Genomic DNA, 26,137 nt, shown 5'->3' with positions numbered 1-26,137 from the left:
GTACAGCCGTTTTGCATCCTGAGTTTTATAAATCGGCCAGTCTAATCCAACGTTTGCGACCACCTAACCACGGCTTCTTTATTTTTTGGCAAGCCCCGTAGTCTCCGTTCACGTCATAAGCCATTTTTATAGTGGCAGTAAGCGACACAGCCATGTCTTCATCGAGAGTTATCTCAGGAATGTCCATCGCGACATGAGGCCGTTCAAGATGGAGAGACTCAACATAGCTTTCAGCTCCGGCATAAGCACCGGAAAGGCAGATAGCCATCGTTTCAGGGTCTGCGTGTCGCTCGACGAAATTGTAAAGGTACTGCTGTGTACAGACAAAACCGTGACCGTAGAGCCTAAGGAAAAGCAGGGCGCAGACCAAAGCCGTATCACCGCTTTGTCTACCAAAAGCGTTTGAGCGAATGAGCTGGTACGCGTAAACGCCTGCAGCTTCAAAAGCTCCATATGTCGGGTTATTCCAAATTTCGTTGGACGCTTGTTTTACTGCAGACTCCAACGCATCCCTTTTAATGTAGTAAGGGTCGTCGTGAAAGTGATTGTGGATGAGTTCGATATGCTTTGCGTCAAAGGTAAAAGGGTTATACATGATGACTCCAAGTTTCTGTTGTGTTGATTGATCGTGCTTGCTTTCAAAGCATCGGTCGGAGCCGTAATGTTTTATTGCGATAGTTAGGAGCCCATCAGATTTCAGACCTATATCACTGCTGTGCATTTACCAAATTAGGAGGTTAACAATGCACACACTTGATAAAGGCTTTTACTCGTCAGCCAACAATGAAGCTGAGCGAGACGTTTTTCACCGCGCCAGCCAGATCCTGGAAGAGCGCCATTTACGAGGCCAAGAGCCTTACAACCCGAGCGTCATTAAGGATTTCTTGACGTATAAGCTGGCGCACTACGAGCGTGAGGTATTCAGCATCATCTTCCTGGATGAAAAGGGCCACTTCATTGAGTACCGGGAGTTGTTCTACGGAACCATTAATGCGGCCAGTGTGTACCCACGGGAAGTGGTTCGAGCTGCGTTGGAAACCAAAGCGTCTTCACTCGTACTGTCACACAACCATCCATCAGGAGAGCCTGAGCCTTCCAATTCGGATATCCGCCTGACCGAGCGCCTGCAAAAGGCCCTGGCTGTTATCGACGTCGACGTGAAAGACCACATCGTTATCGGTAAAGAGTGCGTGTCATTCTCTGAGCGCGGTCTTCTTTAGCGCTAATTCACTTGTAACCAAATACTGGAGTAAACCTTTATGGCGGCAATATTTAAGACACCGGCATCGAGAAAGTGGGTAGTGCTGGGAATTAAGGCAGCAATAACTGCATTAGCGCTTTTACCGCAACTGCGAGAGCGCCAGCAAAATACTGGATGTTTAAGGTCAGAGTCTGACTTTCCTAACAGTATGTCAGCAAGCCCACTGGGCCTGCTCCTGCTTGATGAGCGGGGTTATGTCATCACGTCCTACCAAATCCGTCACCACATCAGAGATGACTCTGCGGTTGATAGTGAAGGCATTAAGCGGGCAGCGTCCAAAGCGAAAGCGTACGGAGCTGTTTTAACGTTCGACAAAGGTGTGTATGCGAATGGCCTGTCGATAGAGCCTGACGTTGTTGAGAGCGTTAGAGTTGCTTTGGAAGAGGTCGGTGTACGATTATTTAACCAAAGCTTTTCGTCTCGTTCGGCTCCCTGAAAGACCAAGTTCCCAAATTGTACTTTTGGGAACGCTACATCCCTTATAAAACGGGCACAGAAGAGCTAATTAGGCTTTGAAGTTCCCGTTCCCTTTAAATGCGGCAAATAAGGAACTTAACCATGCCTGAAGTGCAAGCAGTGAAAGACTTAGACAAAGTTAAAATCGTTGGTTATTTATTGGAGAAGACGTATGGCCAACAGATAGCCGATATCTGGAACATTGGATTAAACTTAGCGTTACGCATTTCTGATTTACTGTCTATTAAGTTTAGTGACATTCAAGGTGACCGGCTAATTTTACGTGAAGGCAAAACCGGCAAGCTAGCGACCATTAAGTTGAATGAGAAAGCGCGAGTAATAATTGAACGTATAAGATCAGAGCGTCCTGATCATGTTTATCTGTTTCAGTCTTACAGGAACCGCTGGTCATTTAACCAATCGCCAAAGCCGTTAAGTCGCCGATACGTATCCAAGGCGATCTCTATGATTGGTGAGGAAGTTGGTTTAGAGCTGGGCACACATTCGATGCGTAAAACTCGTGGTTACCACCTATACAAAAACACCAATGACTTAGCTCGAGTTATGAAGATGCTAAGACATAGCTCAGAGGCAGTTACATTGCGTTATATAGGAATTACTCAGGAGGATGTTGATAGGGACTTTGTTGAGCTTGAACTATAGGGGCGTTGCCCCTTATCTCTTTGTTAAGCAACACTTCTTAAACTTAAGGCCTGAACCACACGGACATTTCTCATTTCTTCCTACTTTCTTAGTTTTACGACCATTTTTTGATAATGGCTGATGCAAAGTTTTTTTATTAGTATTTAAAATACTAAACTGTTTCATGATCTCTTGAGCTCTTTCCTTATCTTGAGTAGTTACCTTACCTGGAGTGTCGAAGACTATGACATCCTCAGAGCGACCCCAAGGGTTAGGTGGCTCAGTTGCAATAACGACTATTTCTTCTACTGTTTCATATAAAGTTTTTGCTACTTGGGCGTATAGCCCGATGAAATTACGTCTTTTATCTCGATATGAATCATAATTTTCGATTGTGTGAGACCATGGGACAAAGAGAAAGAGATAAAGCCGGTTGGGGTAACAGGGCGACAGTATAAGCCTACTACTTCGTTCGTTTACCGCTAGAGAGTCAAGTTTTTCCTTGAATACTCGCGCTAAAGTATATCTTGAGTTCCGGTTCTCAGAGGCTAGACTTCGGGCGGCACGTTCGTGAATGTTTATGTCTAACTCGCTAGCAGCTCCTACAGTCGCATCTAAAATATGTTTGGATAGAAGGGATATCAAGTAGTCCCAGTTTTCACTAGTTTCGCGGACCTCCTTCAGTTCCTGATAGGCAAGGGTCTCCTTGAACTCAGTCCATTGTCCTTGAGCTAGTAATAAGGGGGCATCCTGCAAGTTTTGTCTATTTAAATCTGAGATACTCCCATATCCGTAAAAGGAACTTCGGTTTGCCAAATAATAAGCCAGAATTTCCTCCTCAGCTGCCGCCACTAGTAATTTCTTACTAAGGATGGCTTCCTCTTTGGCTTCCAGGTAGTCTATAAAATCTGAAGCTGTAGATAGCTCATCTAATAGTAAACCTAGCCCTCGCTCATCCATTACGTGTATAAACTTTTCATTTCTTGTGGTTTTTCCAAGGGAGAACGGGGTGTCCGGCATATTGTTCTCATCAGCTAAGAAGTTGTGGAAGAAACTGGTTAATGTGGGTTCTTGCCAATATCGGTCTGCTGATTTTGCTATATTACTTGCTATTACAACTAAGTGGATATCGACATTTTCACAAGTGAATTTGATAGGAAAAGGATTTTCACACTTGTGGTCTAAGTAAATCTCGTTTGGGTGTTCTTTAAGCCACTTATAAGCTCCCATTAATTGGTCTGCAGATTTTTTTACAGCTGTTTTGTACCACCTTGGCCAAGCAACCTCTATGGGCTTACTCTCGTTGAACTTAATGCTTTTATCTGAGAATAAAATAACTTTGTTATCAAAAACTACTAGTACGTCCGCCAGCTCTTTCCCTGATTTATTTTTCGACAGACCTTCGCTAGTGTAGATGTTTGGATACGACCATAAGCCAAAAAAGGCTTCTTGGGCTAAGCTTGCGAGCTGCCGCTCACTATTAGTTGTTCCTGGTGATTTATTTACAGGTTTAAGCATTTTCCTCTCCCAATTCCTTATGGCTTTACTTTTATAATAAACTTGCACACCGATATTCAGTCGAAAATTAGACAAACCTTGACCTTTCCCCAGCAGTTAACCCTGCAATCTTTCAATTGTTGATTAGGAAAACATCATGTTTAATGTAACGGTGGTTCGTACAAAAAGCGAACTCGGAAAAAGCCATTGTTGACTGATGACGTAAAAATGTTTAAGTCAGCATCGTTTGGTGCTTTTGTTTTGGCTGTCGGATTTAGCCAGCACTTTTGCTACGGAATTCTGGAGTCCGCCAGGAGGGAGCTCCGGTCTTATTGACACCTTATCTACTGCATCGCTGATAACAGCAATTATAGCGATTGGACTTAGCACGACATTGCTTTCGCTATCCATAATGATTACTTCGTTAACGTGCCTCCTTATTGGGGATGAAAGTGTTACGATTACAGCCTTTTGATTTTCTGATAATCTTGTTGTTTAAAAGTATCAGACGGGAGGGTTGGAGTTGATGCAAAATCTATACATCTCTAAAGTGCAAGTTGAGGGAGGCTTTCTTGACGGCTTAAATATTGAGCTTGAGAATGGTCTAAATACCGTTATTGGCGCTAGAGGAACAGGAAAATCTTCTCTAATAGAGTTGATTCGTTTTTGTTTATCAATTCCAGGACATACAGCAGAGTCAAGCTCAAAGTCTTTAGCTCATGCAAAAGCTGTACTCAGAGATGGTCAGGTTTCCGTAACGTTGTCTGATGGTAACGAGAGTTACCATTTTTCTAGAACTGTAGACACAAATACAACCCCACAGATTCCTTCCGGTTTAGAACTCCCGTTAATTTTTTCTCAAACTGAGGTTGAGAACATAGGACTGCTATCCAGTGGTCGATTAAAACTTATTGATGACTTCAATCCAGACATTCAGCAGCTTGAAATTAACGAAACATCTGCAGCATCCATCATTGAGTCGTTATCGATAGAGATAGCAAAATTTAATGAAAGTGTCGCTGAATCCGAAGATCAGCTAGCCAAGTTGCCAGAACTAAAAGGGAGATTGAAAGAGTATGAGGAAGAGGAAAAAAAGTTAAAGGCAACTTCAGATTTAGTTTCTGATAAAAGTGATAAGCTTTCTTCTCTTTCAGAAGACTACCTTAAGTTAAAAGCAAGAATAAACGCGGTTGATAGCTTCATCGATAATCAAAAAGAGAGAGAAGAAAAGTTAAAAAGTTACTTAGAAATATCTAAGTCTGAGGAGCAGGCTTCAGAAAGTAACTTTGATGATGAATCTTTGGAGAGCTTGGTTTTAAATGCTGATGCTCAGGTAAGAAGCGCCCTAGAAAAAATTATAGAGGTTATAAAGTCTGCAAAGTCGAAAAAAGAACATCTGGAATTAAAGCAATCAGATATAACTAAGGCTGGTCAGAAGTTAAGAACGGAAGTTGATAGTCTGCAAAAGGGAGCCGGAGAGATATCTAGAAAGATCCAGAGAGTTAAAGAGGATATTGCATTACTAGAAAGTATAGAGATTTCTAATGAAAATAAAGAAAGAAAAATAATGTCTTTAACTATGGAAAGAGATAAGGCAATAGATTCTTTACGCCGCGTTAGGATTGAAAGAGCAGCTAAAAGGCAAGAAGTATGTGAACAACTGACGAATAGATTAAAACCTCGTATTAGAGTTCATCTAGAAGAAAACAGCCAACTTGAGGACTATCAACAAGTCATTATAGAAATACTGAAAGGTACAGGTATAAAATACAATGAATTAGCGCCTGCAATAGCAAACTCCATTCCGCCTGAAGTTCTATTTGAATTAGCCGAAAGTAATGATTTTGAAAGCTTCTCTAAGCTCCTAAATATCTCTCAGGAGAGGGCTGGTAGAGTTTTGTATGAAGTCGCAAAAAGCCTTGGACAATTGGCAACCGTAAGGTTAGAGGATGAAGTGATACTTGAGCTACTAGATGGTTCTGAACCAAAGGATTTTTCACAGCTATCCACTGGTCAAAGGTGTACCGTAATTCTACCAATCATACTTCAGCATACGCACTCAACACTTATTGTAGATCAGCCTGAGGATCATATTGATAATGCATTTATAGTAGAAACATTGATTTCAGCGTTGAAAAGCAGAGAAGGCTTGGGCCAAACTATTGTCACAACCCATAATGCGAATATTCCAGTTTTAGGCGAAGCATCTCAAGTAATGGAGCTCCATTCTGATGGAACTCGAGGCCATATCTCTACTTGTGGGGCCCTTTCAAGCAGTACGGTTGTTGAGGCGATATCTACTGTTATGGAAGGAGGAAGAGAGGCATTTAGATTAAGGGCAAAATTCTATGATTGAGAGTCGTCAAGATGCAGAGGATGCCTTAGTCTCTTCAGATCACTTGAGACGCTACCATGGCGCGCTTTACTTCATTGATAATGCCATTCCAGAAACGAAAGAGTTGATTGAAGTCGCTTTGAGAAGAGAGAGAGTTCGGCATGTTAAAATGGCCTTGAATAAAGCACTTATAAATATAAACAATTTCCCAAGGCAACCAGTAAAACAAGACAACACTTCCGAGAACGAGTCTATTTCACAATCCCTACGAGCAACCCTTCGGAAACAAGCAATTGATGAGTTTTCAGGTGTCATTCTCCACGAACTAGCTCCCAAGATTGGACTCTTAGAGAGTGTTTTAACCAAAGAGTTCGATAGCTTCTCTGAGAGCCAAGCGAAAGTAGTTGTCCTGAGATTAAAAAGTTTATTTACTGCTATTGAGAGCCTTCGTAAAGCCACAAATCGTCCTGAAGTGAAAGAGTTTGATTTACATCGTCTTATACAGTCAGTTTCTCATGAAGAGCTTGAGCTAACCCCTTCAATTGCAGAAATAAGCTATGTTGGAGCTCAGCCATGTTTAGTTCGGACTGATGCTGGACTACTTTCGTTGGCTATTTCTAATGGTGTTCGTAATAGTTTAGAGTCTCTCAATTCGTTAGGAGAGCATGAAGATCCATCAATCATTCTTTCGTGGGGAAGCAATGACAATGATAATTGGGTCTCTGTTCTTGACAATGGTATTGGAGTTAGTAGTGACATCAAGGAAAACTTTGAACTTGGAAGCACAAATAAACAGGGGCATGCCGGGTTTGGTATGAGCATTATTCAGCAAGCAATGGATAGTTTAGGGGGGATAGTTACTCTTGAAAATGTTAACTCAGGAGGCGCTAAACTGACGTTGAGATGGGGGAAATTTTTTGAGCAATAGAATTTTCAAAGTACTAGTGATCGAAGACGAGAATGAAGTGTTCGAGCATGTTGAAGGCCAGTTTAGAGATAGGTGCGAAAGAGTCGAAATAGAGCATGCGAGCTCGAGAGATGAAGCCATAAACATTTTAAAGGACGAAAGCTCTTTTTTTGACTACATAACCTTAGATCTGAAGATTCCGGTATCTCGAACTTCACCTGTTAAGGAGCCTAACCATGGCTTGGCGGTTCTAGGAGAAATTGTTAGACATTCGCCGGGAACGCCAGTTTTGATCTTAACGGGCACCAGTACAGTGGAAATGATTCAAGGGTTCCTTCAACAGTCTAGGCAAGCGGATGTCTGGGGGACAGGACGGGAGATGGGTAACCTAGGGCATCTCACAAAGTCGAAGTTGATAGAGCTTGGAGGGATCATTGAACAAGTTTATACGGATTTTTCCTCTTTAATTAATATTGAACTATCAACGGACGGCTTGGAGCTTCCTGTTCAGGACGATAGACTGCTGCGAATTTTTGTAAATAAGCACCATGGATGTCTAGGTAATGTTAGTAAGATAGGCGGGGGGCTTTCTAATGCAAGAGTTTATGCATTAACGATTAAAAACGATGCTGGAGTAGTTGTTCATAATGCAGTCTGTAAATGTGGTCCTCGAAACGATATTCAGGAAGATGTAAGCAATTATAGATCTTTCATTAACAGACTTTTGCCTGAAGCGACGCCTCGTTTATTGGGAAGCCAAGACTTCGGTGCTGGATCAACATCCGGTGTACTATATGGTTTGGCTGAGAAGTTTAATGATTCTTTTTTTTCGATTGCATATAAAAACGAACTTAATGACTCAATAAAGCAGTCCATCCGGAATATGCTTCGTAAATGGCATGATAACCATACGCAAGAAAGGAAAGAAATTCGCCAAATAAGGCAGTATCTTTTAAATGACGAGACTGCCGAGAGACTTATTCGTGAGTTCGATATAAAATACGCAAATGAGTTTGAAAAAGAGTCCGTTCATTACAAAGAATCTTGTATTCATGGTGACTTTCACGGTGAAAATATACTTATTGATAATAAGAATAATGCCGCTACGTTAATCGATTATGGAGACGTTAAAGTCGGACCAATGCTTTTAGATCCGATCACGTTGGAGTGTAGCTTCTTATTCCATCCATCCTCAACAAAAACTCTAAATTGGTCTGATGTGGATCCTGAAAATAGATGGACAGATATTGAGTCTTATTGCGCTGAATGCCCTGTATTAGATTCAGTTAAATTTTGTCGGGAATGGATGCATCAACTCAAAATAGGAAACCGAGAAGTAGCGGCCTGCTTATATTCATATTCTCTAAGACAGTTAAAGTATCCTAATACAAATAAAAAAATTGCCTTGAGCTTAATTAAAGCTGCATTTAAAGTTTTTGAAGATAGTTAAGATAAAGACAACATTAATCGAAATTTTTTAATAGTGGCCACTTTTGATTGCTAGTAAGTGCTATTTTACATCGGACCAGGCAACTCTATGGTTTCACAAAGAAATAACAGCTTTTTAGCAAAGGATATGACTCGTCAATAGGGTTTCCATGGAGAAAGCCGGTGTTCTGTTGGTATACAAAACTTAGCTTTTCTGTTCATAGTAGTTGGTTTCATTTATAAAATATTTTTACTGTGTATCTGGCTATGTCCAAATGTCCCGGGCCATGAGAAGCAATTCGAGGTTGGCGTAGGTTCATACCAATGTCATAAGGTTTGCAGTATGTAGGCTAAATACGAAGTCTCGGCGGTTTTGTCGGGGGCAGGGTAGATTGTATACTACGCTAGTTGGATACCATACTCTGCTCCAATCTGAAAAAACGGTTTTGATGTCGGCGTCAGCTGTTGTACTTTCTGTCCATTATGTGAACAGGCTTGGGGTATTTGCCTTCCCAATGAGCTTATAGATTGAGGTGTGCCTCAGCCCTACGCGTTCTTGAATCTCTTTTAGGCGCAGAAACTTCATTAGTTTCTCCTGCTTTTTTGCCTTATAGGATTAGTAAGGATTGAGATGAATTATTACTAACAATGAACCCTCTCAGTTTCACTCCTACATCACCCACGTGCATTGACGAATTGAAAAGATGGAGACATAAAATGCTGAGTATGTAACGAATGGGGCCCATTACTGAGCGTGATATGCTGAATAAATAGTTTGAGATCTTGGAGAGAAAGTTTTCGAACGGGTAGAGCTTCACCAGACCGCTTGTGGAAAAGACTTCCTGAGATACGAGCTGGCGCCGTGATCCTCACACACATCGAGGTCTGCACCGCAGTAAGCCAACACTCGGCTTCGTTTGTTGATAGGGGCTTATTGCATGGTGCACCGTCGTAGTGAACGCAGAGGCAGCCTGGAAATAGCATCCTCTGCGTTGTATATGCTAGCACTTTACTTTTTGTCTTTACTTGCGACTGGTTGTGAACGCAGGCCGTCCTCGCCGGTATAGTGTCGAGTCCTCTTTACACAGATAGCTGAAGTGACGAAAGGCATCTATCATATCTGGGTTAGTAGAGTTAAATGGACCTTTCAGGCGACGGAATGACGGCGTAGAACCATGTATCAGACACTCAGTCGTATTTTCACTAACATTGGCGATACTGAACCACGAGCTTCGGATAATCTTGGTAAGTTCTGAGTCATCGTCTGGACCCATGTGTCCAACTTGTCTGAATACATCGTTATTTACGAAAAGGACAACATGGTAGTGCTCGTAGGGAGACTCCACGCGTTGCTCAGTTTTTTGGGCATAGCGAACAGTGCATTGGTGTACATAAGGTTTAAGCTTCAGCTCTTTTTTATATTTAGCTCTAATTTTTCTATTAACAGCTTTGAATAAACGCTCCATTGGAGGAACAGGGTGTAATGGAATACCCGCTACTGGCACTTTCAAGTCAAATCGCACTGCTAACGTTCTTTTATGTTCTTTGAGTGCTCGCTCCATGGTGTCATAAAGACGACTTAAGTTTTCCTCAATATATGGCGCATGTTGAGGCCACAATGGGAAGCCTCTGTACCAGCTATCGTAGTAGAGCTTATGATTGTGGTTCATAGGGTTGCGTGTTGGTAAATTCATATTTTGCTCCTTGATCATTGACCACTCATAGATGATCTGATCCTGTAATCTTTAACCATAAGTCAGACGGTAAGCTTTGGGCTTACCTATCACTGACTCAGCATTGGTTACTAGACGTACCAATGAATGATATAAACAGTGTTAGTAATAAGTATTACTATTACCGAGAAAACGAGTGTCGGCATTCACGTCACTTTTTGATCTAAAGTGACAGTGTTTCCGACGATTTTGACTAACCTCTCGTGTTCGGAAGTTAGAATCTAGTTGGCAAAAAGCTTGCCGGTTTGGCAATGCTACGAGGCTGATCAGTTCCTCGCAGCTAGAGCCGTTTTCAGGCCATTCTCAAGTCGAAATGGTCGAAAATCCTGATACAGCTGATACTCCGTATCAGCAATATCCGTCGTTTCAATGGTTCAGCGCTGAAAAACTGTTTACTCTATGATGTCTGGTCGGTTCTCCTTTTTAAGGTTCTTAACTTAGTACCAGTGAGACTTGTAGGCTGGTAACTCTTTGACTTTTCCTCCCACAGTAGCTTCGTACCAGTTGAGCGTTGAAACTTTATGTTTGCGACAAAACTCTTCCCATCTTGTAAGGTCGTCGGGTACATTTGGGTTCAGGTCGATATAGGTAAACCCAGTTCTCACTATCTTCCAAACAGCAATCAAACCATCTTCTGCTAATTGCTCAAGAGCTCGGTTTAGGCGTGTCATATTACGCAAACGGTATGGACCGCTCTTTCTGATAGGTGTTTTAGCAACGTAACGCTCACCATATTCCTGTTGTGCCAAAAGGTGTTCATGAAGGATAGCTGCATCCTGAATATACTCAGGCTGAATTTGAAAATATTTCAAGTAGTGGTCAGAGAAGTTAAAGCAAACTCTAGCTGCTTCATTAAGTATGCCGCGAGATATTTTTGCTCCTCTACCTTTTTCGAAGTATGTTATGTTCCCAGCAGTACGAGTTATGTTCTCAAATAACTTGCTCGCATGCTCTGAGGCATGTTCATACTTTCCTCCCGGCTTTAACTCGCTTTCTATTCGGAGACATAACTCCCAAGCAAAGGGTTTACAGTCTTTATCAAACTCAACCAAATAACGGTCGTTTTTATCCAAAAGTAGGTGTTCATCGTATTCATCCATGATGTCGTTTAGTCTATTATTAAATCGTGTCCTCCCTTCTTGAAACTCAGAAGTATTAGGAGATGCCGTTCTATAGCCCTGTTCACTTTGAGGGAAACAGAATAGACACCGTGCAAAGAAACCTATGTCTTTAGCCTCACGTCCCTTTTTTTTCATGAAATTATCTAAAGCTACTGGCTGAGCGGCAATAGCAAGAGTCAGTCTGGCATCTTCAACCACATAACTGTCTGATGACTTTCGGTGCACCATGAACGAGCCGCCAGACCATGTATTACTTAAAAAGGCAAGATTCCGAACGACCGGCCCATTTATGATAGTTCCTCCTTCGCTAGATATAATTGCTGCATTCCCAGGGCCTTGATTGAGTTGATATTGCAATGCTTCCGGCATGATATCCTCGAAAATGAAATCGCGGCTTTTTGGCTTGACCGGTTTTTTTTCCTCATGATCGGTCAAACATAGCCTTGCTATTTCGATGAGTTCTTCATCCCCTGACGTTAAAGCTTTTCTATGTTCTTTTTTTAAGTGCTTTTTTTCGTCTTCATGAATTTCACAAAGTACCTGGTAGCTTTTCAATTCCTCCTCAAATTTCTTCCTATGCTGGCGTTGATACCTATACAAAACTTCAAGAGCCAGATTCATCAAGGCACTTTTTCTCTCGCCTGATAGTGCTGTGATCCATATCCATAAATTAGAGGGGCAAGAACCACCGTGAATCTGTTCCACATTGATTAAGCCCTGTTGTGCGATAGACATGGCGGAAAGTACGGCTACAAGGCACATTTCATAGGGTGCTTGAACTGCCCTTTGTAAGTACTTAACAGCGTCGTTAATTATTGGGAAATTAGGTAGACCTGAATTAGGGGTTACCCACTTCAATTGCTTAACTGTTGAAGTTTCAGCTTGCATTTCTTTCCTCCTTTCGTGCGTTTACCCAGTCAATTACTTCCTGCTCTACGTAGCGAACCGATCGTTCACCAACGCTAATAGGCTTAGGGTAGGTGGGGTCGTAGCTCTTCGAATTTTTATCCAACTTTGCAAAGTGATACGATTTTGAAATCGACAATAAATCAAGAACCTCCTGTAGTCTTAGGACTCTACTTGGTAATTTGGTTTTTGGTTGCATACTGACTCCTTAACAATTCAATCGCTCAATGCGCTAAGAATTACAGCGAACATTTAGCGATAGGTAAATCTTCTTGTTGTGAGCAGTAAATGGAAAATCTAAGAAAGATAGCTTTTAAAGGGGGAGTCAGTTGTTAGATAACGAGATTTTGTCAGAAGATGCCTTCTATCGTAATTGGTGGCGCTACACATATACAAAGCTTCATGTAAGGAAGTCGCTGTTCAGGCAAGGGCGATTAAGAGAAGAGGTAGAAGCTACTTTTCAGTGGTTAGAAGTCATTGCTGATAAGTATAATTTTGTTCCGAGATTTTTAAAAAGCGATCAAAACGGGTACCGAGGGCATCTTATAAACCTCTCAAATTGCCTTGTGTATAGTTTTCATAAGCGGACTCAAACAGATGAATTTTTTAATAAAGATTTTGAGTTGCTTTTGGAAACTTACGATCATCCGTTCGAGAAACTAGACTCGCAAGAGGTTGATTCGGTCAAAGTTTTGTATGAATCGACCAGAAGACTAGGTTATCTCGTTGTGTCGCTCTACTCAGAACAAAGATTTGATATTGCCTGGAAAGCTTTCGTCAAAAAAATAATTGTTGCCCATAATGACATCTTAAAAACAAAAATCTATTCCTATCCTAGATACCATAGGCCCTCAAAGGCTGTACAGGTATCTATCGCATCTCAGGAAACGAAAATTGCAGATAACTGGGATCTCGTTATCTTCTATCACGAGGGTGATAAAGAATTTCATATTAAAGAACAAATGAAACGCCTGTGGGATGACCGTAGTGAGAGAAAGATCATAGGTGATAGTCAGGGATACGATTTCGCTCTTTATATCGACAGAACTCGGTGCAAGCGAAGACATGTGTTAGAAGTTTTGAGGCTGCAAAGCATTCAGTTTAAAGGATATAGTTTAGTACCTGTAGATACCGCAAAATTGGCTAAAACAATAAGGTGGCTGGAGCGGACCAAAAGAAGAGCAAACTTGAAAGAGAAGTATGGAGTAGCCGACTCTAATGATGAAACAGAGCGTTTTTACTTTAAGGTTAAGCGTTTAGATAAACTTGTTAGTCGTTTGGCTGTGATGATTAACGAATATTACGAAACCTTAAATGAAATAACTAAAGTTAATGAAGAACTACCTAAAAGTAAGCAGGGGCTAAAGCAAGACAATGTAAGGCGAGCAGTAGGGCTTTTTCTATGGATGAAGGTCAATATCAGTAAAAATGTGCCGAGAAGTGTAAATTCGATAGCGGATGAAATAATAGACTTGCTAGAGGAAGAGTACGAAACTACTGCAACTAGAAATGGTTTATTTGCTGGAGAGTTCTCATCCGTTCTCGAGTACTATAATAGTCAATATGATCATTTTATTTTAAAGGAAGGCTATGAGTTAAGTGAAAAGGATAAGCCCATCGACTCCAAAGAGGGTATTCCGCACGCAGCATTTAAAGACGATCGATACTTAGATGATCCAAAAACTAGAGAAAATATTAGGAGAATGATTGTCGAGGACTACTATCTCGCGGAGTTATGTATCAATAATGCAGATTATCGCTCACCGTATGAAGTCAGGAACACGAAAAAAGACGAGTTATATTCTTTTACCAGTGTAGATAGATCTTTGTAAGTGTTAAACAGGTTCTACTTGCTATTATAAAGCTAAAGTCTCACTCAGCTTTAATTATCGCATAGCACAAAGCGGACTAACTGTAACTCGATTAGCTGTGAACATTAATATAAGGTATCTTTAACTTAAGCCTAGTTCTTGGAATTAAACTTCCTTCTTAGTTGCTGACAAGAGGCTCAGAGAACCTCTAGATGCTGTCTCAATATGCTCAGACCACCATTCCATCATTTCTCTGCGCTGCTTAATGTAAGTAGCGCGGTTGTACGCTCCCCGAATTTTGTCTTTGTCGATATGCGCCAGCGCAACCTCAATAACATCCTTATCAAAGCCCTGTTCGTTAAGCGTGGTGCTGGCTAGGGCTCTAAGGCCGTGAGCAACTAAACGACCTTCGAATCCCATGCGTTTGAGTGCCATGTTAGCGGTTTCTTTATTGGCATGCTTAAGGGGAGCCCTATCAGAGGGGAATATGAATTCTCTGTGGCCGCTCAGTGGCTGCATGAACTCTAGTAGCGCTAATGACTGCTTGGTTAGTGGCACTTCGTGTGATCGTCCCATTTTCATTCTTTCTGCTGGAATCGCCCACATTTCTTTATCAAAGTCTATTTCTTGCCAGCGTGCTTGAACGGCTTCACCTGGGCGGACCATGGTGTGGAGTTGCCATTCAATCAAGCAACGAGTCACGTACTTAATGTTGGCAAAGTTTAAAGCTCGCATGAGCTCTGGTAATTCATCAGGAGCCAGTGTTGGCATATTCTTAACCCTCGATGAGGGTATCATCTGATTAATGCCTGTCAGAGGGTTATGGTGGACTATGCCCACGTTAACCGCGAACGACATAACGTTATTCATCCGGCGGGCGACTTTACGCGCCATTTCGAAGCTATTTCGTTTGGTCAGTGTTTGAATGACTTCTATGGCTTTTGGTGCGGTTAGTTGCTCTATGGGAATTGAGCCGACGCGCGGAAATACATCATTTTCCAGAGAGCGCCAGATTTTGTTGGCAGTGTCAGGTTTTACTTTAGTACGGTGTATCTCGATCCAACGTTCAGCAACAGCTTTGAATGTATTGTTGGCAGCTGCTCGTTTTGTTTCAAACTGTTCGTCTCGGTGAGATATCGGGTCAATATCCTGGGCGAGCAATTTTCTGTTGGCATCACGCTTTTCACGCGCTAAAGCCAAAGACAAATCAGGAAAGGTGCCAAGGGTTAAATTTCTTCGACGCTTGGTGAAAGGCTCAAAGTAATTAAAGATCCAGACTCTCTTACCAGAGGGTTTGACCCTCAAGTGCAATCCTTGACCATCTGAAAGATTGTATTCTTTTTCTTTGGGCTTAGCCTCGCTAACTTCTCGAGCGCTTAGTGGTTTAGTGATCCTGGGCATTTTAGTAACACGCCTTTAGTACATTTTGTTCTGTGTTACTAAACAGTGTACTAAAAAGTGTGGATATTACTGAACCCAAAAGGACTTAAAAAGACCTTAATCCAGCTAAAGCTATTGATTAATAAGGGGTTAAAGTACAAATGAGGACCACTAAGGAGGGGGAAGTGGTGCCCGGAGGCGGAATCGAACCACCGACACGAGGATTTTCAATCCTCTGCTCTACCGACTGAGCTATCCGGGCAACGGCGTGTATTAAACGTTTTTTTCGGTTTCGAGTCAACCGCTTTTCGTTGCTTTTTTACTGTTTGCTCAGTAATTGCGCACTACACGCCTGTTTTGGTGAATTATTCAACGCGTAAGTAGGTGCTTCCGGCTAAACAGTGCTCGTAAAAGTTTGTCCAGCGGACACCTTCACGTGGCGCTAAGGAACCTTGGCGTACCTGGCGGTCAATTTGTTTCTTCACGGTTTTGGCCATGTACTCGGTATTGTACTGCATAGTTTGTAGTACTTTTTCGGCCGATGTACCCGGTACCACTTCTTCAATATAGAAGTCGCCGGGTTCATCGTCGTGGCAATACACATGCACTTCGGTCAGACGGCCAAACAGGTTGTGCATGTCGCCCATAACGTCCTGGTAGGCACCGGTCAGAAACAACCCCACGTGGTAATCCTCGCCTTTGCGCAGGCTATGCATCGGAATGTTATCGCTAATTTCAGTGCCTTCAATGTATTTGCTGAGCTTACCGTCACTATCGCAGGTAATATCGGCAATAGAGCAGCGCACTTCGGGCTGTTCGTTCAAGCGCGAGATAGGGACGATAGGCAAAACCTGCCCAATGGCCCAGGTATCGGCGGCTGACTGAAATACCGAAAAGTTGCACAGATACTGGCTGGCAAGCATATCCTCTAACTCTTCCAGTTCCTGAATAACGTAACTGTCTTTATCCAGTGAGTGGTGAATGTCGGTGAGTATTTGCCAGTACATGGTGTCCAGCTTGGCCATTTCATTCAGCGATAAAATACCCAATTTAAAGGCTTCGTAGGCATTTTGTTTATAGCCGGCGGCGTCGTTATAACGCTCCTGTGGGTGGAATTGGTCGCCGGAGCTGTGCAGTTCGCGCATATTCTTAACCAGAATGTGTTCGTTCTCGCTGGCGCTGATATCGAACTGTGTACCCGCTGGTTTCATTTCGCCCACAATATTGGTGACCACGCAGCTGTGGTGCGCGGTCATAGCCCGACCACTTTCACTGACTAAGTTAGGGTGGGGTACCTGTTCCAGGTCACAAATTTGTTTAACACCCCAGACCACGTCAGCTACGTACTCTTCTGTGGAGTAGTTACGTGACGAATCGCTGGTTGTGCTGGTACCGTCGTAGTCGATGCCTAGACCACCGCCGATATCCAGATATTCTAAAGGCACACCTTCTTGTACTAATTTGGCGTACAAACGCGCACCTTCGTTAACGGCTTCCTTAATTTTACGAATGTCTGACAACTGGCTGCCAATGTGAAAATGCAGCAGCTTGGCGCAGTGCAGCATGTCTTCTTCACGCAGGCGTTCAATAACATTCAGTATTTCTGCAATACTTAAACCAAACTTGGCGCGGTCGCCGCTTGAGCTGGCCCACTTACCGGAGCTTTTCACCATCATTTTTGAGCGCAGGCCAATCATGGGTTCAACACCCATTTTTTTCGCCAGCGGGATCAGCATTTCCAGTTCGCTGAACTTTTCAATAACGATGATCATCTTGCGTTTAAGCTGGCGGCCAAGCAGTGCCAGAGTCAGGTAGTCTTTGTCTTTGTAGCCATTGAGAATGGTCAGCGCATCGGGGTTGTCGTTGTACGCCATTACTGCCATAAGCTCCGGCTTAGAGCCAGCCTCAAGGCCATAGTTATAAGGTTCACCGGCGTCCATGATCTCTTCAACCACTTCGCGCATCTGATTCACTTTAATGGGGAATACGCCGCAGTACTGACCTTGATAATTAGCGTCAGCTATCAGCTTACCGAAAGTTTCGTTAATGATTTCAACCTGCGAGCGCAAAATGTCGTGAAAGCGGATAACGGCCGGAAACTGAATGCCTTCCGAAACAATTTCATCCACCACTTCCTTCATATCAATGGTGACATCTGGCAGGCGATGGTTGGGTCGAATTTGAATGTTGCCGTTTTCGCCAATCGAGAAATAGCCCGCGCCCCAGCGGTTAACGCCGTACAATTCTTCTGCTTGATCGATATTCCAGTCTGACATCTCAGGCTCCCGACTGTTGTAATACGAGTAATAATTCGCGCACAATTTTAGCGGCGAACACGTCGGAGTTACCGGTTGGGTCTATTTGTGGTGACAATTCAACCACGTCAGCACCGACCAGATTTTTCTGCCGTAGTAGCTTCATCAGGCTGACAAAGGAATGGAAATCTTCACCGCCCGGTTCCGGAGTTCCTGTGCCTGGTAAAAAGGAAGGATCGAAATAATCGAGATCCAGCGTCAGGTAAACCGGACGATCCTTAGCAATAGCCTCAACACTGTCGAGGAAGTCTTTACGCGAGCTGCGAATGGTTTTGTGTTCTTTCATCCATTGGTACTCGTCGCGTGTACCAGAGCGAATGCCGTACTGAATGAGCTCATGGCCGGGACCAAAGTGGTCGACCGAACGGCGAATAATAGACGCGTGTGAATAATGGTAACCGAGGAAGCCATCGCGTAAATCCGCGTGAGCATCCAGATGCAGCAACACCATATCGGGGTATTGTCTCAAGTACTTCACAATAGGCGCATAGGAAATAGAATGCTCACCACCTAAGGTCAGCAGTTTAATTTTTTCCTGAGCCAGGTCGACGGAATCAAATATCGCGTTAAAGTCATGAACCGCATGATGCCATTGCTTTTCTTCGTCGTCATCGAAGCCCAGCCGCAGGTTGCCTAAGTCGTAGAAGCTTTGGTCTTCTAAATCGGCATCGAGATACGGCGAGTAAGACTCAATGTCCTCAGAAACCGCGCGTAAACCGTCGGGCCCTTCTCGGGTGCCTTTACGAAAACAGGCGGTACCATCAAAACCAAACCCAAGAATATGGGTATGTCCCGGATGTAAGTCGGTGCTGTGCTCCGCGCCGAAAAACGGGCGGCTCGGGTCATTTAATGGTACGGGTAGTGGCACCGTTAGTGGCGTTAGGGGCATTGTCGTTGCAGACCTCTCTTACTGTGTCGATTTGCTGCGATCTTTTTTGATCGGATTAAACAGACTTTGTTGAATATTAATTAACTCTTCGCTCAATTTTTTACGCTTGGTCCAGGTATCGGCTAATGGTGTTTCGCTGAGTTCATTCGCCGTAACGCCGGCCATAACGCCAGTTTTTTGTTGGCGGACTAATTCAACAGCGTGCACACCCAGACGAGTACCTAAAATACGATCCATGGCGGTCGGTCGACCACCACGCTGAACGTGACCTAATAAACAAGGGCGACACGGTAAGTTAAGACGATCTTCTAACTGTTCCGCAAGTCGAACCGCACCACCGGGCCATTGATTTTCGCACAGTACCATGACGTAGCTGGAATTACCCCGAACACGCTGTACCGATTCTATGTGTTTAACCAGAGCGGCAACCGTTAAGGGTTTATCTTTCTGCAACTCGGGTAAAATCATGCGCTCAGCACCGCTTGCCATAGCGCTGCTAATACCAATATAACCGGCATTGCGGCCCATTACCTCAACAATGAATACGCGATCCATGGCTTCCGCGGTATCCCGGATTTTATCCAGCGCGTCCATAGCCGTTTCTACTGCCGTGTCGTAGCCAATCGTATTATCCGTACCAAAGAGATCGTTATCGATGGTTCCCGGAATACCGACAATGGGACCTTTCCAGAAGTTAGCCAAATGCTCAGCGCCACGAAACGAGCCGTCGCCGCCAATCACGATAAAAGCATCAATTTGGTGCGCATCCAAATTGGTTGCCGCTTCGCGTGCACCGTCCTCGGTTTTAAAGCGCTCGCTGCGGGCACTTTTAATAATGGTGCCGGAATACTGCAATATGTGTTCAACGTCTTCACGGTCTAATTTTACAAAGTCGTTGTTCAACAGTCCTTCATAGCCATGACGAAAACCCATGACTTCGATACCATAGTTCTCTGCGGCCAGAACCACGGCACGGAGTGCAGCGTTCATGCCTGGGGCATCGCCACCACTGGTTATAATGGCAATGCGGTTTATTGTGTTAGCAGATGACACAATCTCTACTCCTTGATAATGTCTTATGCGTAGCTTAAACGACCTGCAGGCCGTGACCAAGAGGAAATTTCATGAGCACTGATGTTGTACGTTTTGATTATTCAGAATTATCGGACTGGGCGCGCACTTGTCTGACCGAGGCGGGGGCTTCGGGGGAGGTCGCGCGCAATGTGAGTTATTACCTGTTGGAAGGCGATTTACTGGGTTTTAGTACCCATGGTTTAATTCGCCTGCTGAACAATTGCCAATGGCTGCGTGACGGCAAGAGCCTGGCAAAAGGGCAGCCGGTGGTACTCAGTGAGCGTGCTGCGGTCGCTAACTGGGACGCTCAGTTTCTGCCGGGGCCTTATGTTGTGCCACAGGCTATTGATGCCGCCTGCAAAATGGCCAAGCAAGCCGGTACCGGAACGGTGGTTGTAAGACGCAGTCAGCATGTGGCCTCACTCGCTGCTTATTTGACCATTGCGACGGAGCAGGGGCTGGTGGTGAGTCTTATGTGCTCAACGCCGGGGCAGCGCGCTGTGGCTCCGTTTGGCGGTAAAGAGGCGGTGTTTTCTCCCAATCCGTTTGCGGTGGGTGTACCCAGCTCCGGGGAGCCCTTATTGTTCGATATCAGTTTTTCAATGACTGCTGCCGGCAAAGTGCGTCAGGCAAAAGCCAACGGCACGAAGTTGCCATACAAAGCATTGATTAAAGCCGATGGCGAATGGACCGACGACCCGTTAACCTTTTTTGACTCGCCAGGCAGTGCAATAGCGCCGTTAGGCGGTGAGCAGTTGGGTTATAAAGGCTACGGTCTAACATTATTCAGCGAAATTTGGTCCATGGCGTTAAGCCAGTATGGTCGTCGGCAGGGTGCAGACGACGGTGATGCAAACTCGGTCTGGATACAAGTGGTTGACCCGGAAGCCTTTGGGGAAAAACAGGCGTTTTTACAGCAGGTTGATGACTTGTTAGAAGATAGCCGGAAAAGTGCGGCAGCCGACCCGAAACAACCGGTGCGAATTCCCGGAGAGGCGGCTCAGCGGCGCAGACGTGAGCAATTGCAGCAGGGGGTTTATTACAGCCGCGCAACGTTAAAGGTTTTGCAACGCTGCGCTGAGTTCTGTGGGGTTGAATTACCTAAGGCTGTAAGCGAGTAATACGCCAGTTAGCGCCATCTTTGCTGTACAGGTAGCGGTCATGCAAACGATGCTGACCGCCTTGCCAGAACTCAAATTGCTGTGGTTCGACGCAATAACCACCCCAGTGCTCGGGGCGTGGCACTTGGGTATTCTCATATTCGCGCAGTAGCGACTGATAGTGGCTTTCCAATATATCGCGGCTTTCTATCGGTCGGCTTTGCTGCGAAGCAAGGGCGGCTACCTGACTTTCTTTGGGACGAGAGTGGAAGTAGCGATCGTTATCTTCACTGTCCAGTGGGATAGCGCTGCCGGTAATGCTAATTTGTCGTTCCAGCGGAAGCCAGGCAAAATGAAGGTTCACCTGCGAGTTAGTGCTTATATCCTGACCTTTTTGACTGTTTTTATTGGTGTAAAAACGGAAGCCTTTATGGTCATAGCCTTTTAATAAAACAATACGCTGGCTTGGGATACGTTCATCATTGACCGTTGCTACCGTCATCGCGGTCGGATCGCTCAATAAGCCGCTGTCTATTGCTTGTTGCATCCAGAGTTCAAATTGTTTGACCGGGTCTGAGTCCAGTTGCTCACGGTGCAAACTGCCTAACCCGTACTCTCTGCGCATTGCTTGTAAATCCATGACCGCTCCTTATGGATTTGGGGAAGGCCCCGTTTTCAGTTTCCAGTCGCTTATTATATTATTTTTTATCCAGATAACGCTGTCGTATTTTTTCCATCGCATCCAAATTGTCCAGCATAAGCCCGACCAGTTCAGGATCGAAGAAACTGCCGCTGTGCTGCAGCAGATAATCAGCGGCGTCTTCGGTCTCTTTTGCGTCACGGTAATTGCGCTGTGTGCGTAGCGCATCAAAGTGACTGGTAATGGTCATTATACGGGCATTAAAGTCAATGTCTTTGCCGGCCTTTTGGCTTGGGAAACCTAAGCCATTCCAGCGCTCGTGAATATCCTGCGCAATGGCGGCTGCGATCTTGGCGACCGCCGTGTCGGTCTGACGCAAATAATCATGCCCCTGAATCACCTTTCGCATAATTTCTTCATAGTCGTGAATACTTAAGACATCGGCGCTTTGAGCAAGCTCCATTTGTACCGATACTTTGCCAATGTCATAGACCGACGCGGCTTGCTTTAATGCTTCGGCCTGCTCGTGTGTTGCACCAGAAAAAATAGCCAGTTGTCCGGCCATCTCGGCTGAGCGTTTAACATGATGACTAATTTCATCAATGGAATGTTTTTCAATCGCTTCGCCAACACTATAAAGCAGTTCGCGCTGTGCTTCGCGCTCGTTTTCGGTGGCCTGCAGATTATCGATAGCAATGGAGCTATTATTCACAAAAAGACCCAGTAGATTTTGATCCAGCTCAGATAAATCACGAACACCACGAATAAAGAGCAAGTACTGGCGGGAACTGCTGGTTTTATAAAGACCGTAGTAGTTACCGTCAACAATACGGAAATCGACATTCTGCGAGTTTTGCTGCATTGGGCGCACAATTTCCCAGTCAATTTCGCTTCTGACAGGTTGTCCGGCAGCGTCTTCGTACTCGCCGGTGCCACCAATAATTTCAAAGGGTTCACTGGTATTGGAGCTGGCGGTAAGAGAGTCGATTCGACAATACATGGCATCGTCAGATAAGGTGATTAACGCCACCAGCTGCTCTAATATCCCCTGGCAGAGGCCATGCATTGAGCGCGCGGAAAACACCTCTGCAGAAGCATTAATGACTTTCTCCAGCCCCCGCTTATTACGCTCAATGGACTTCAAGTCTCGATAGGCGCGCAGACAAGAGTACATCAGAGTCACTAACTTGCGATAAGTCAGCTCGGTCTTTTCCTTATAGTCATCAATGTCATAACGCGCTATGACGTCCTCTTCTGGTGCCTGACCCGGCTGGCCGGTACGCAGGACAATGCGAATTAAGCGGTTTTTCCGGGTTTCCCGCACCCAACGAGCAACGTCTAAGCCGGCGTGATCGGTTTCCATCACCACATCTAACAGCATCATGGCAATGTCGCTATTGTCCTGTAAAAATTCAATAGCGTCTTTGCCAGAATAAACGGAATAAAACTTTAACGGACGGCCATCCAGTTTAAATTCACCCAGAGCCATTTTGGTGATGGTGTGTATTTCCTCATCATCATCAACAATTAATACGTGATAGGGCTCTACAATTTCTTCTTCAGCAATCTCGGGTTCATCTTCGGAAAATAGAAAATCGTCATTCATGCTGGCGTATCCCTTTTAGTAAACTCTTTTACCGGCAACGTACGTTTGCTCAACCTGGGTTTGCCAGATATTGCTGGCGTCGGCGGCAAAAGGATCTTGTCCCAGCACTATGAAGTCAGCCCATTTACCGGGTTCGAGTGAACCCAGCGACTTTTCTTGCCACGCGCTGTAAGCTGCATCGATAGTAAATGAACGTAATGCCTGCTCCAGGCTCATTTTCTCTTCGGCATACCAGCCACCCGTTGGCAGGTCACTGCGGTCCTGGCGAGTGACGGCGGCGTGCAGTCCGTAGAAAGGGTTGGCTAGCTCAACTGGGAAGTCGGAGCCTGCAGCAATAACGGTGCCCTGATCCAGCAGCGTCTGCCAGGCATAAGCACCGGCCATGCGCTCAGAGCCAAGACGATCTTCAGCCATGTTTTTGTCGCTGGTTGCGTGCGTTGGTTGCATTGAAGCAATAAGGTTCAGCTCGCTAAAGCGTTCTAAGTCATCCGGGTGGACGATTTGGGCGTGTTCTATGCGGTTACGTAAATTACGGCCACCGAGTTCCTCATAGATTTCTGCCATATTGTCCAGTACGACACGGTTGGCGCGATCGCCGATGGCGTGCGTGTTGATCTGAAAACCGTGTGGAATAATCAGTTCATAAAGGTCGCGAATTTTTTCTTCGGAAGTCACCATCAGACCATGATTATCGTGGTCGTCACTATAGGGTTCGATTAAAGCGGCACCACGGCTGCCTAAGGCTCCGTCGGCGTATATTTTAACGCTGCGGATGGTTAGTTTTTGATCGTGACTTTCGTAGGGGCCTTCTGCCAGTAGTTGAGCTAATTTGGGCTCTGTCGCAGCAATCATCCCATAAACTCGAAGTGGCATACGCCCTTGATGGTGTAGCCCTTTATAAACCGAAATTTCATTAGAGTTAATACCGGCATCGTGAACACTGGTAATACCTAACTTAATGAGATGCTGGAAAGCGAGTTCGTAAGCAGAACGCTGTTGCTCAAGCGATGGCTCGGGAATAATGTCTTCGACCAACTGCATCGCATTGTCAACAAGAACACCGGTCGGGTTACCCTGTTCGTCACGGATAATCTCACCACCCTCAGGAGCAACGGTGTCTTTATCAATACCAGCCAGGCGTAAGGCTTCGCTGTTGGCCCAGCCCGCGTGTGCGTCGATGCGCATTAGCCAGACAGGGCGATCGTTGACCACTTCATCAAGATGCGCGGCACTTGGAAAGCTGTTTTGCTGCCATTGCTCCTGGTTCCAGCCGCGACCCGTTATCCATTTCATTTGTGGCTGTTCATCTGCGTAAGTTCTTACCTTTTGTACTGCGGCAGAAACGGACTCGGTGTCACGCAGGTCAACCTGCAGTAAGCTGTTACCCAGACTCTGAATATGGCCATGCGCATCCGTTAAACCAGGAAACACGGTTTTACCTTGCATATCAACGATGTTATCAGTTTCAGCGAAACGCTGAGCGAGCGCCTCTTTGCCAATGGCCTGAATTCTTCCATTCTCGACCAGCATACTTGAGAACTCCTGCAATACTGCCTGCTCTCCGGCCGGACTGGTCAGGGTATAGCCATTCATATTAGTATATAAGGTATCGGCAATGGCCGAAGCTGATAAGCCCAGGCTGATAACCAGGCAGGTAATGCGTCGCATAGTCATAAAACTCCGTGAATAAAAACGTAGGCAACACTATAGCGTTTTTTCTATACAAGCGCCTAGGCGTTACCGGAAGTTTTTGTTAACTAACTTAACATGAGCTTCTTTCGCCCGTTAAGCTCCCGTAAAAAACTTGCTGTCTGTTATATTTTAGGTATGCTAAAAGTTAATTGAATAAGCATTATTTTGGATCTCAGGATGAAAGTTCTAATTATTGACCCGCAGTTTTTTATGCGCGCCGGTCTTATACAAATTCTTACTAACTATGCAAATCAGCCGTCAATTTACGAAGCTGAGTCGTTTGAAATTGCGGAAAGTTATTTATCGGCCGATGATTATGATTTGATTTTTCTGGAAATGGATTTACCTGACGCTGAAATTAGACCGGCATTGCAACGTTTGAAAAAGGTTGCCCCGCGCACGCACATTGTGCTGTTTACCCGCCCAAGAGCAATTTCTGAAGTGCGTCAGGTGCTGGCTGCGGGTGTACGGAGTTATCTGCCGAAAGACAGCTCGGCTGAACAGGCGAAAATGGCTATTCGGGCTTTATTGAATGGTGATCGCTATATTCCTGATGATCCGCATTTAAATGAACCCCGTGATAAGTCAAGCGGTGCGGAAAGTTTCCTGTCGCCACGCCAACTGGAAATTATGCAGTTATTAGCACAGGGCTTATCGAATAAAGAAATCGCCAATATTTTGGGTATTACCGAAGGCACGATTCGCGTGCACTTATCGGCAATATTTAAAGCCATCAAGGTCTCAAACCGTACAGAAGCAACGTTATGGTATTTATTAAGGCAGAAAAAGCTGGTCGATTAAGTCTCGATTTATGTCACTGAACCGTTTAGTTTCTGAGCTGGAAAAACATCAACATGCGCCGACCGAATTGTGGGATCCGCCTTACTGCGGTGAAATCCCTATTCACATTGCCGCTAATGGTGACTGGTTTTATCAAGGCAGTCAGATAAAGCGGCAGGCGCTGGTTAAATTATTTGCGTCGGTATTGGTAGTGGAAGAGGGTGAGTACTTTTTAGTTACACCCGCTGAGAAAGTTAAAATTACAGTTGAAGATACGCCCTTTGTGATTGTTGACTGGCAGCAGTTAAAACAAGATGGTCAGCAATTATTGCTGTTAACCACCAACATCGGTGATACTCTGGTGCTCAGTTCTGAACATCCACTCACAATGAAAGAGGGTGTGCCTTATATTGTGATGCAAAGAGGATTGACAGCAAGAGTACATCGCAATGTATTCTATCAGTGGGTTTCACATGCGCAGTCCCGTACGGTTGATGGGCAGGAGCAATGGTATCTCTCCAGCGCCGGTGAAACGTTTGTGTTAGGAAATGTGGAATAGGACGT

22 protein-coding genes and 1 tRNA gene are annotated in these 26,137 nt (G+C 44.6%); 10 read left to right on the top strand and 13 right to left on the bottom strand.

Annotation, left to right across the window (positions count from 1 at the left end; translation table 11 throughout):
* Window positions 1-25: 25 nt before the first annotated feature.
* Complete coding sequence (locus CWI78_RS03795) at window positions 26-595, bottom strand: death-on-curing protein (protein WP_126780424.1); 570 nt, start codon at window positions 593-595, stop codon at window positions 26-28.
* Window positions 596-743: 148 nt separating this feature from the next.
* Between CWI78_RS03795 and CWI78_RS03790 the strand changes: the two genes are divergently transcribed.
* The 3 genes from CWI78_RS03790 to CWI78_RS03780 all read left to right on the top strand — a co-directional run bounded on the left by CWI78_RS03790 (window position 744) and on the right by CWI78_RS03780 (window position 2,380).
* Complete coding sequence (locus CWI78_RS03790) at window positions 744-1,220, top strand: JAB domain-containing protein (protein WP_126780422.1); 477 nt, start codon at window positions 744-746, stop codon at window positions 1,218-1,220.
* A gap of 39 nt (window positions 1,221-1,259) precedes the next feature.
* A complete protein-coding gene (locus CWI78_RS03785; RefSeq protein ID WP_126780420.1) occupies window positions 1,260-1,697 on the top strand; it encodes a hypothetical protein in 438 nt (145 codons plus the stop codon).
* A gap of 122 nt (window positions 1,698-1,819) precedes the next feature.
* Window positions 1,820-2,380 carry a tyrosine-type recombinase/integrase gene (locus CWI78_RS03780; RefSeq protein WP_126780418.1) on the top strand — a complete coding sequence of 187 codons (561 nt, stop codon included), beginning with the start codon at window positions 1,820-1,822 and terminating at the stop codon, window positions 2,378-2,380.
* A 12-nt stretch (window positions 2,381-2,392) separates the two neighbouring features.
* Here the strand turns inward: CWI78_RS03780 and CWI78_RS03775 are convergent, their stop codons facing one another.
* Window positions 2,393-3,877, bottom strand: a complete 1,485-nt coding sequence (locus CWI78_RS03775; protein ID WP_126780416.1) for an SEC-C metal-binding domain-containing protein — start codon at window positions 3,875-3,877, stop codon at window positions 2,393-2,395.
* Window positions 3,878-4,382: 505 nt separating this feature from the next.
* On the opposite strand from CWI78_RS03775, the gene CWI78_RS03770 reads away from it, so the two are divergent.
* Genes CWI78_RS03770 through CWI78_RS03760 form a run of 3 tightly spaced genes read left to right on the top strand, consistent with a single transcriptional unit; the run spans window position 4,383 to window position 8,548 of the window.
* The gene (locus CWI78_RS03770) at window positions 4,383-6,212 is read left to right on the top strand and encodes an AAA family ATPase (protein ID WP_126780414.1); all 1,830 of its coding nucleotides are present in this window, start codon (window positions 4,383-4,385) and stop codon (window positions 6,210-6,212) included.
* The gene (locus CWI78_RS03765) at window positions 6,205-7,119 is read left to right on the top strand and encodes a sensor histidine kinase (protein ID WP_126780412.1); all 915 of its coding nucleotides are present in this window, start codon (window positions 6,205-6,207) and stop codon (window positions 7,117-7,119) included. Before CWI78_RS03770 ends, CWI78_RS03765 begins: the two co-directional genes overlap by 8 nt.
* A complete protein-coding gene (locus tag CWI78_RS03760; RefSeq protein ID WP_126780410.1) occupies window positions 7,109-8,548 on the top strand; it encodes a response regulator in 1,440 nt (479 codons plus the stop codon). Before CWI78_RS03765 ends, CWI78_RS03760 begins: the two co-directional genes overlap by 11 nt.
* Window positions 8,549-9,548: 1,000 nt before the next feature.
* Here CWI78_RS03760 and CWI78_RS03750 read toward each other — a convergent pair.
* The 3 genes from CWI78_RS03750 to CWI78_RS13030 all read right to left on the bottom strand — a co-directional run bounded on the left by CWI78_RS03750 (window position 9,549) and on the right by CWI78_RS13030 (window position 12,485).
* Window positions 9,549-10,220 (bottom strand): YagK/YfjJ domain-containing protein, encoded by a 672-nt coding sequence (locus CWI78_RS03750; protein ID WP_157982690.1) that lies wholly within the window; start codon window positions 10,218-10,220, stop codon window positions 9,549-9,551.
* A 476-nt stretch (window positions 10,221-10,696) separates the two neighbouring features.
* Window positions 10,697-12,268, bottom strand: coding sequence for a YfjI family protein (locus CWI78_RS03745; protein WP_126780404.1), 1,572 nt, complete (start codon window positions 12,266-12,268; stop codon window positions 10,697-10,699).
* Window positions 12,258-12,485 carry a helix-turn-helix transcriptional regulator gene (locus CWI78_RS13030; RefSeq protein WP_126780402.1) on the bottom strand — a complete coding sequence of 76 codons (228 nt, stop codon included), beginning with the start codon at window positions 12,483-12,485 and terminating at the stop codon, window positions 12,258-12,260. Before CWI78_RS13030 ends, CWI78_RS03745 begins: the two co-directional genes overlap by 11 nt.
* A gap of 130 nt (window positions 12,486-12,615) precedes the next feature.
* Here CWI78_RS13030 and CWI78_RS03735 point away from each other — a divergent pair, with 130 nt between their 5' ends.
* On the top strand, window positions 12,616-14,118 hold the full coding sequence (locus tag CWI78_RS03735) for a eukaryotic translation initiation factor 4 gamma (RefSeq protein ID WP_126780401.1): 1,503 nt from the start codon (window positions 12,616-12,618) through the stop codon (window positions 14,116-14,118).
* A gap of 144 nt (window positions 14,119-14,262) precedes the next feature.
* On the opposite strand, the gene CWI78_RS03730 is transcribed toward CWI78_RS03735, so the two are convergent.
* The 5 genes from CWI78_RS03730 to CWI78_RS03710 form a co-directional block, all read right to left on the bottom strand.
* A complete protein-coding gene (locus tag CWI78_RS03730) occupies window positions 14,263-15,498 on the bottom strand; it encodes an integrase domain-containing protein (protein WP_126780399.1) in 1,236 nt (411 codons plus the stop codon).
* A gap of 165 nt (window positions 15,499-15,663) precedes the next feature.
* Window positions 15,664-15,739 (bottom strand) — tRNA-Phe (locus tag CWI78_RS03725).
* Between the two features lie 103 nt (window positions 15,740-15,842).
* Window positions 15,843-17,753, bottom strand: a complete 1,911-nt coding sequence (gene speA / locus CWI78_RS03720; RefSeq protein WP_126780397.1) for a biosynthetic arginine decarboxylase — start codon at window positions 17,751-17,753, stop codon at window positions 15,843-15,845.
* Between the two features lies 1 nt (window position 17,754).
* Complete coding sequence (gene speB / locus CWI78_RS03715) at window positions 17,755-18,681, bottom strand: agmatinase (RefSeq protein WP_126780395.1); 927 nt, start codon at window positions 18,679-18,681, stop codon at window positions 17,755-17,757.
* 18 nt (window positions 18,682-18,699) lie between these two features.
* Window positions 18,700-19,734: a 6-phosphofructokinase gene (locus tag CWI78_RS03710; protein ID WP_126780393.1), complete on the bottom strand. Its 1,035-nt coding sequence runs from the start codon at window positions 19,732-19,734 to the stop codon at window positions 18,700-18,702.
* A gap of 71 nt (window positions 19,735-19,805) precedes the next feature.
* On the opposite strand from CWI78_RS03710, the gene CWI78_RS03705 reads away from it, so the two are divergent.
* Window positions 19,806-20,876, top strand: coding sequence for an Ldh family oxidoreductase (locus tag CWI78_RS03705; RefSeq protein ID WP_126780391.1), 1,071 nt, complete (start codon window positions 19,806-19,808; stop codon window positions 20,874-20,876).
* On the opposite strand, the gene pdxH is transcribed toward CWI78_RS03705, so the two are convergent.
* Genes pdxH through CWI78_RS03690 form a run of 3 tightly spaced genes read right to left on the bottom strand, consistent with a single transcriptional unit; the run spans window position 20,857 to window position 24,769 of the window.
* The gene (gene pdxH, locus CWI78_RS03700; RefSeq protein WP_126780389.1) at window positions 20,857-21,495 is read right to left on the bottom strand and encodes a pyridoxamine 5'-phosphate oxidase; all 639 of its coding nucleotides are present in this window, start codon (window positions 21,493-21,495) and stop codon (window positions 20,857-20,859) included. The genes CWI78_RS03705 and pdxH overlap by 20 nt on opposite strands.
* Window positions 21,496-21,553: 58 nt before the next feature.
* Entirely contained in the window at window positions 21,554-23,101 is a 1,548-nt protein-coding gene (locus tag CWI78_RS03695) for a response regulator (RefSeq protein ID WP_126780387.1), read from the bottom strand.
* A gap of 15 nt (window positions 23,102-23,116) precedes the next feature.
* Window positions 23,117-24,769: an amidohydrolase gene (locus CWI78_RS03690; RefSeq protein WP_126781028.1), complete on the bottom strand. Its 1,653-nt coding sequence runs from the start codon at window positions 24,767-24,769 to the stop codon at window positions 23,117-23,119.
* A 201-nt stretch (window positions 24,770-24,970) separates the two neighbouring features.
* Between CWI78_RS03690 and CWI78_RS03685 the strand changes: the two genes are divergently transcribed.
* Together CWI78_RS03685 and CWI78_RS03680 are read left to right on the top strand one after the other, a co-directional pair.
* The gene (locus CWI78_RS03685; RefSeq protein WP_126780385.1) at window positions 24,971-25,594 is read left to right on the top strand and encodes a LuxR C-terminal-related transcriptional regulator; all 624 of its coding nucleotides are present in this window, start codon (window positions 24,971-24,973) and stop codon (window positions 25,592-25,594) included.
* 10 nt (window positions 25,595-25,604) lie between these two features.
* The gene (locus CWI78_RS03680; protein WP_126780383.1) at window positions 25,605-26,132 is read left to right on the top strand and encodes a DUF1285 domain-containing protein; all 528 of its coding nucleotides are present in this window, start codon (window positions 25,605-25,607) and stop codon (window positions 26,130-26,132) included.
* Window positions 26,133-26,137 lie beyond the last annotated feature (5 nt).

This window comes from Idiomarina ramblicola (assembly GCF_003987255.1).
GTDB lineage: Bacteria > Pseudomonadota > Gammaproteobacteria > Enterobacterales > Alteromonadaceae > Idiomarina > Idiomarina ramblicola.
Note: the sequence above shows the minus strand (reverse complement) of the source record. Positions and strands in the feature narration are given on the sequence as shown.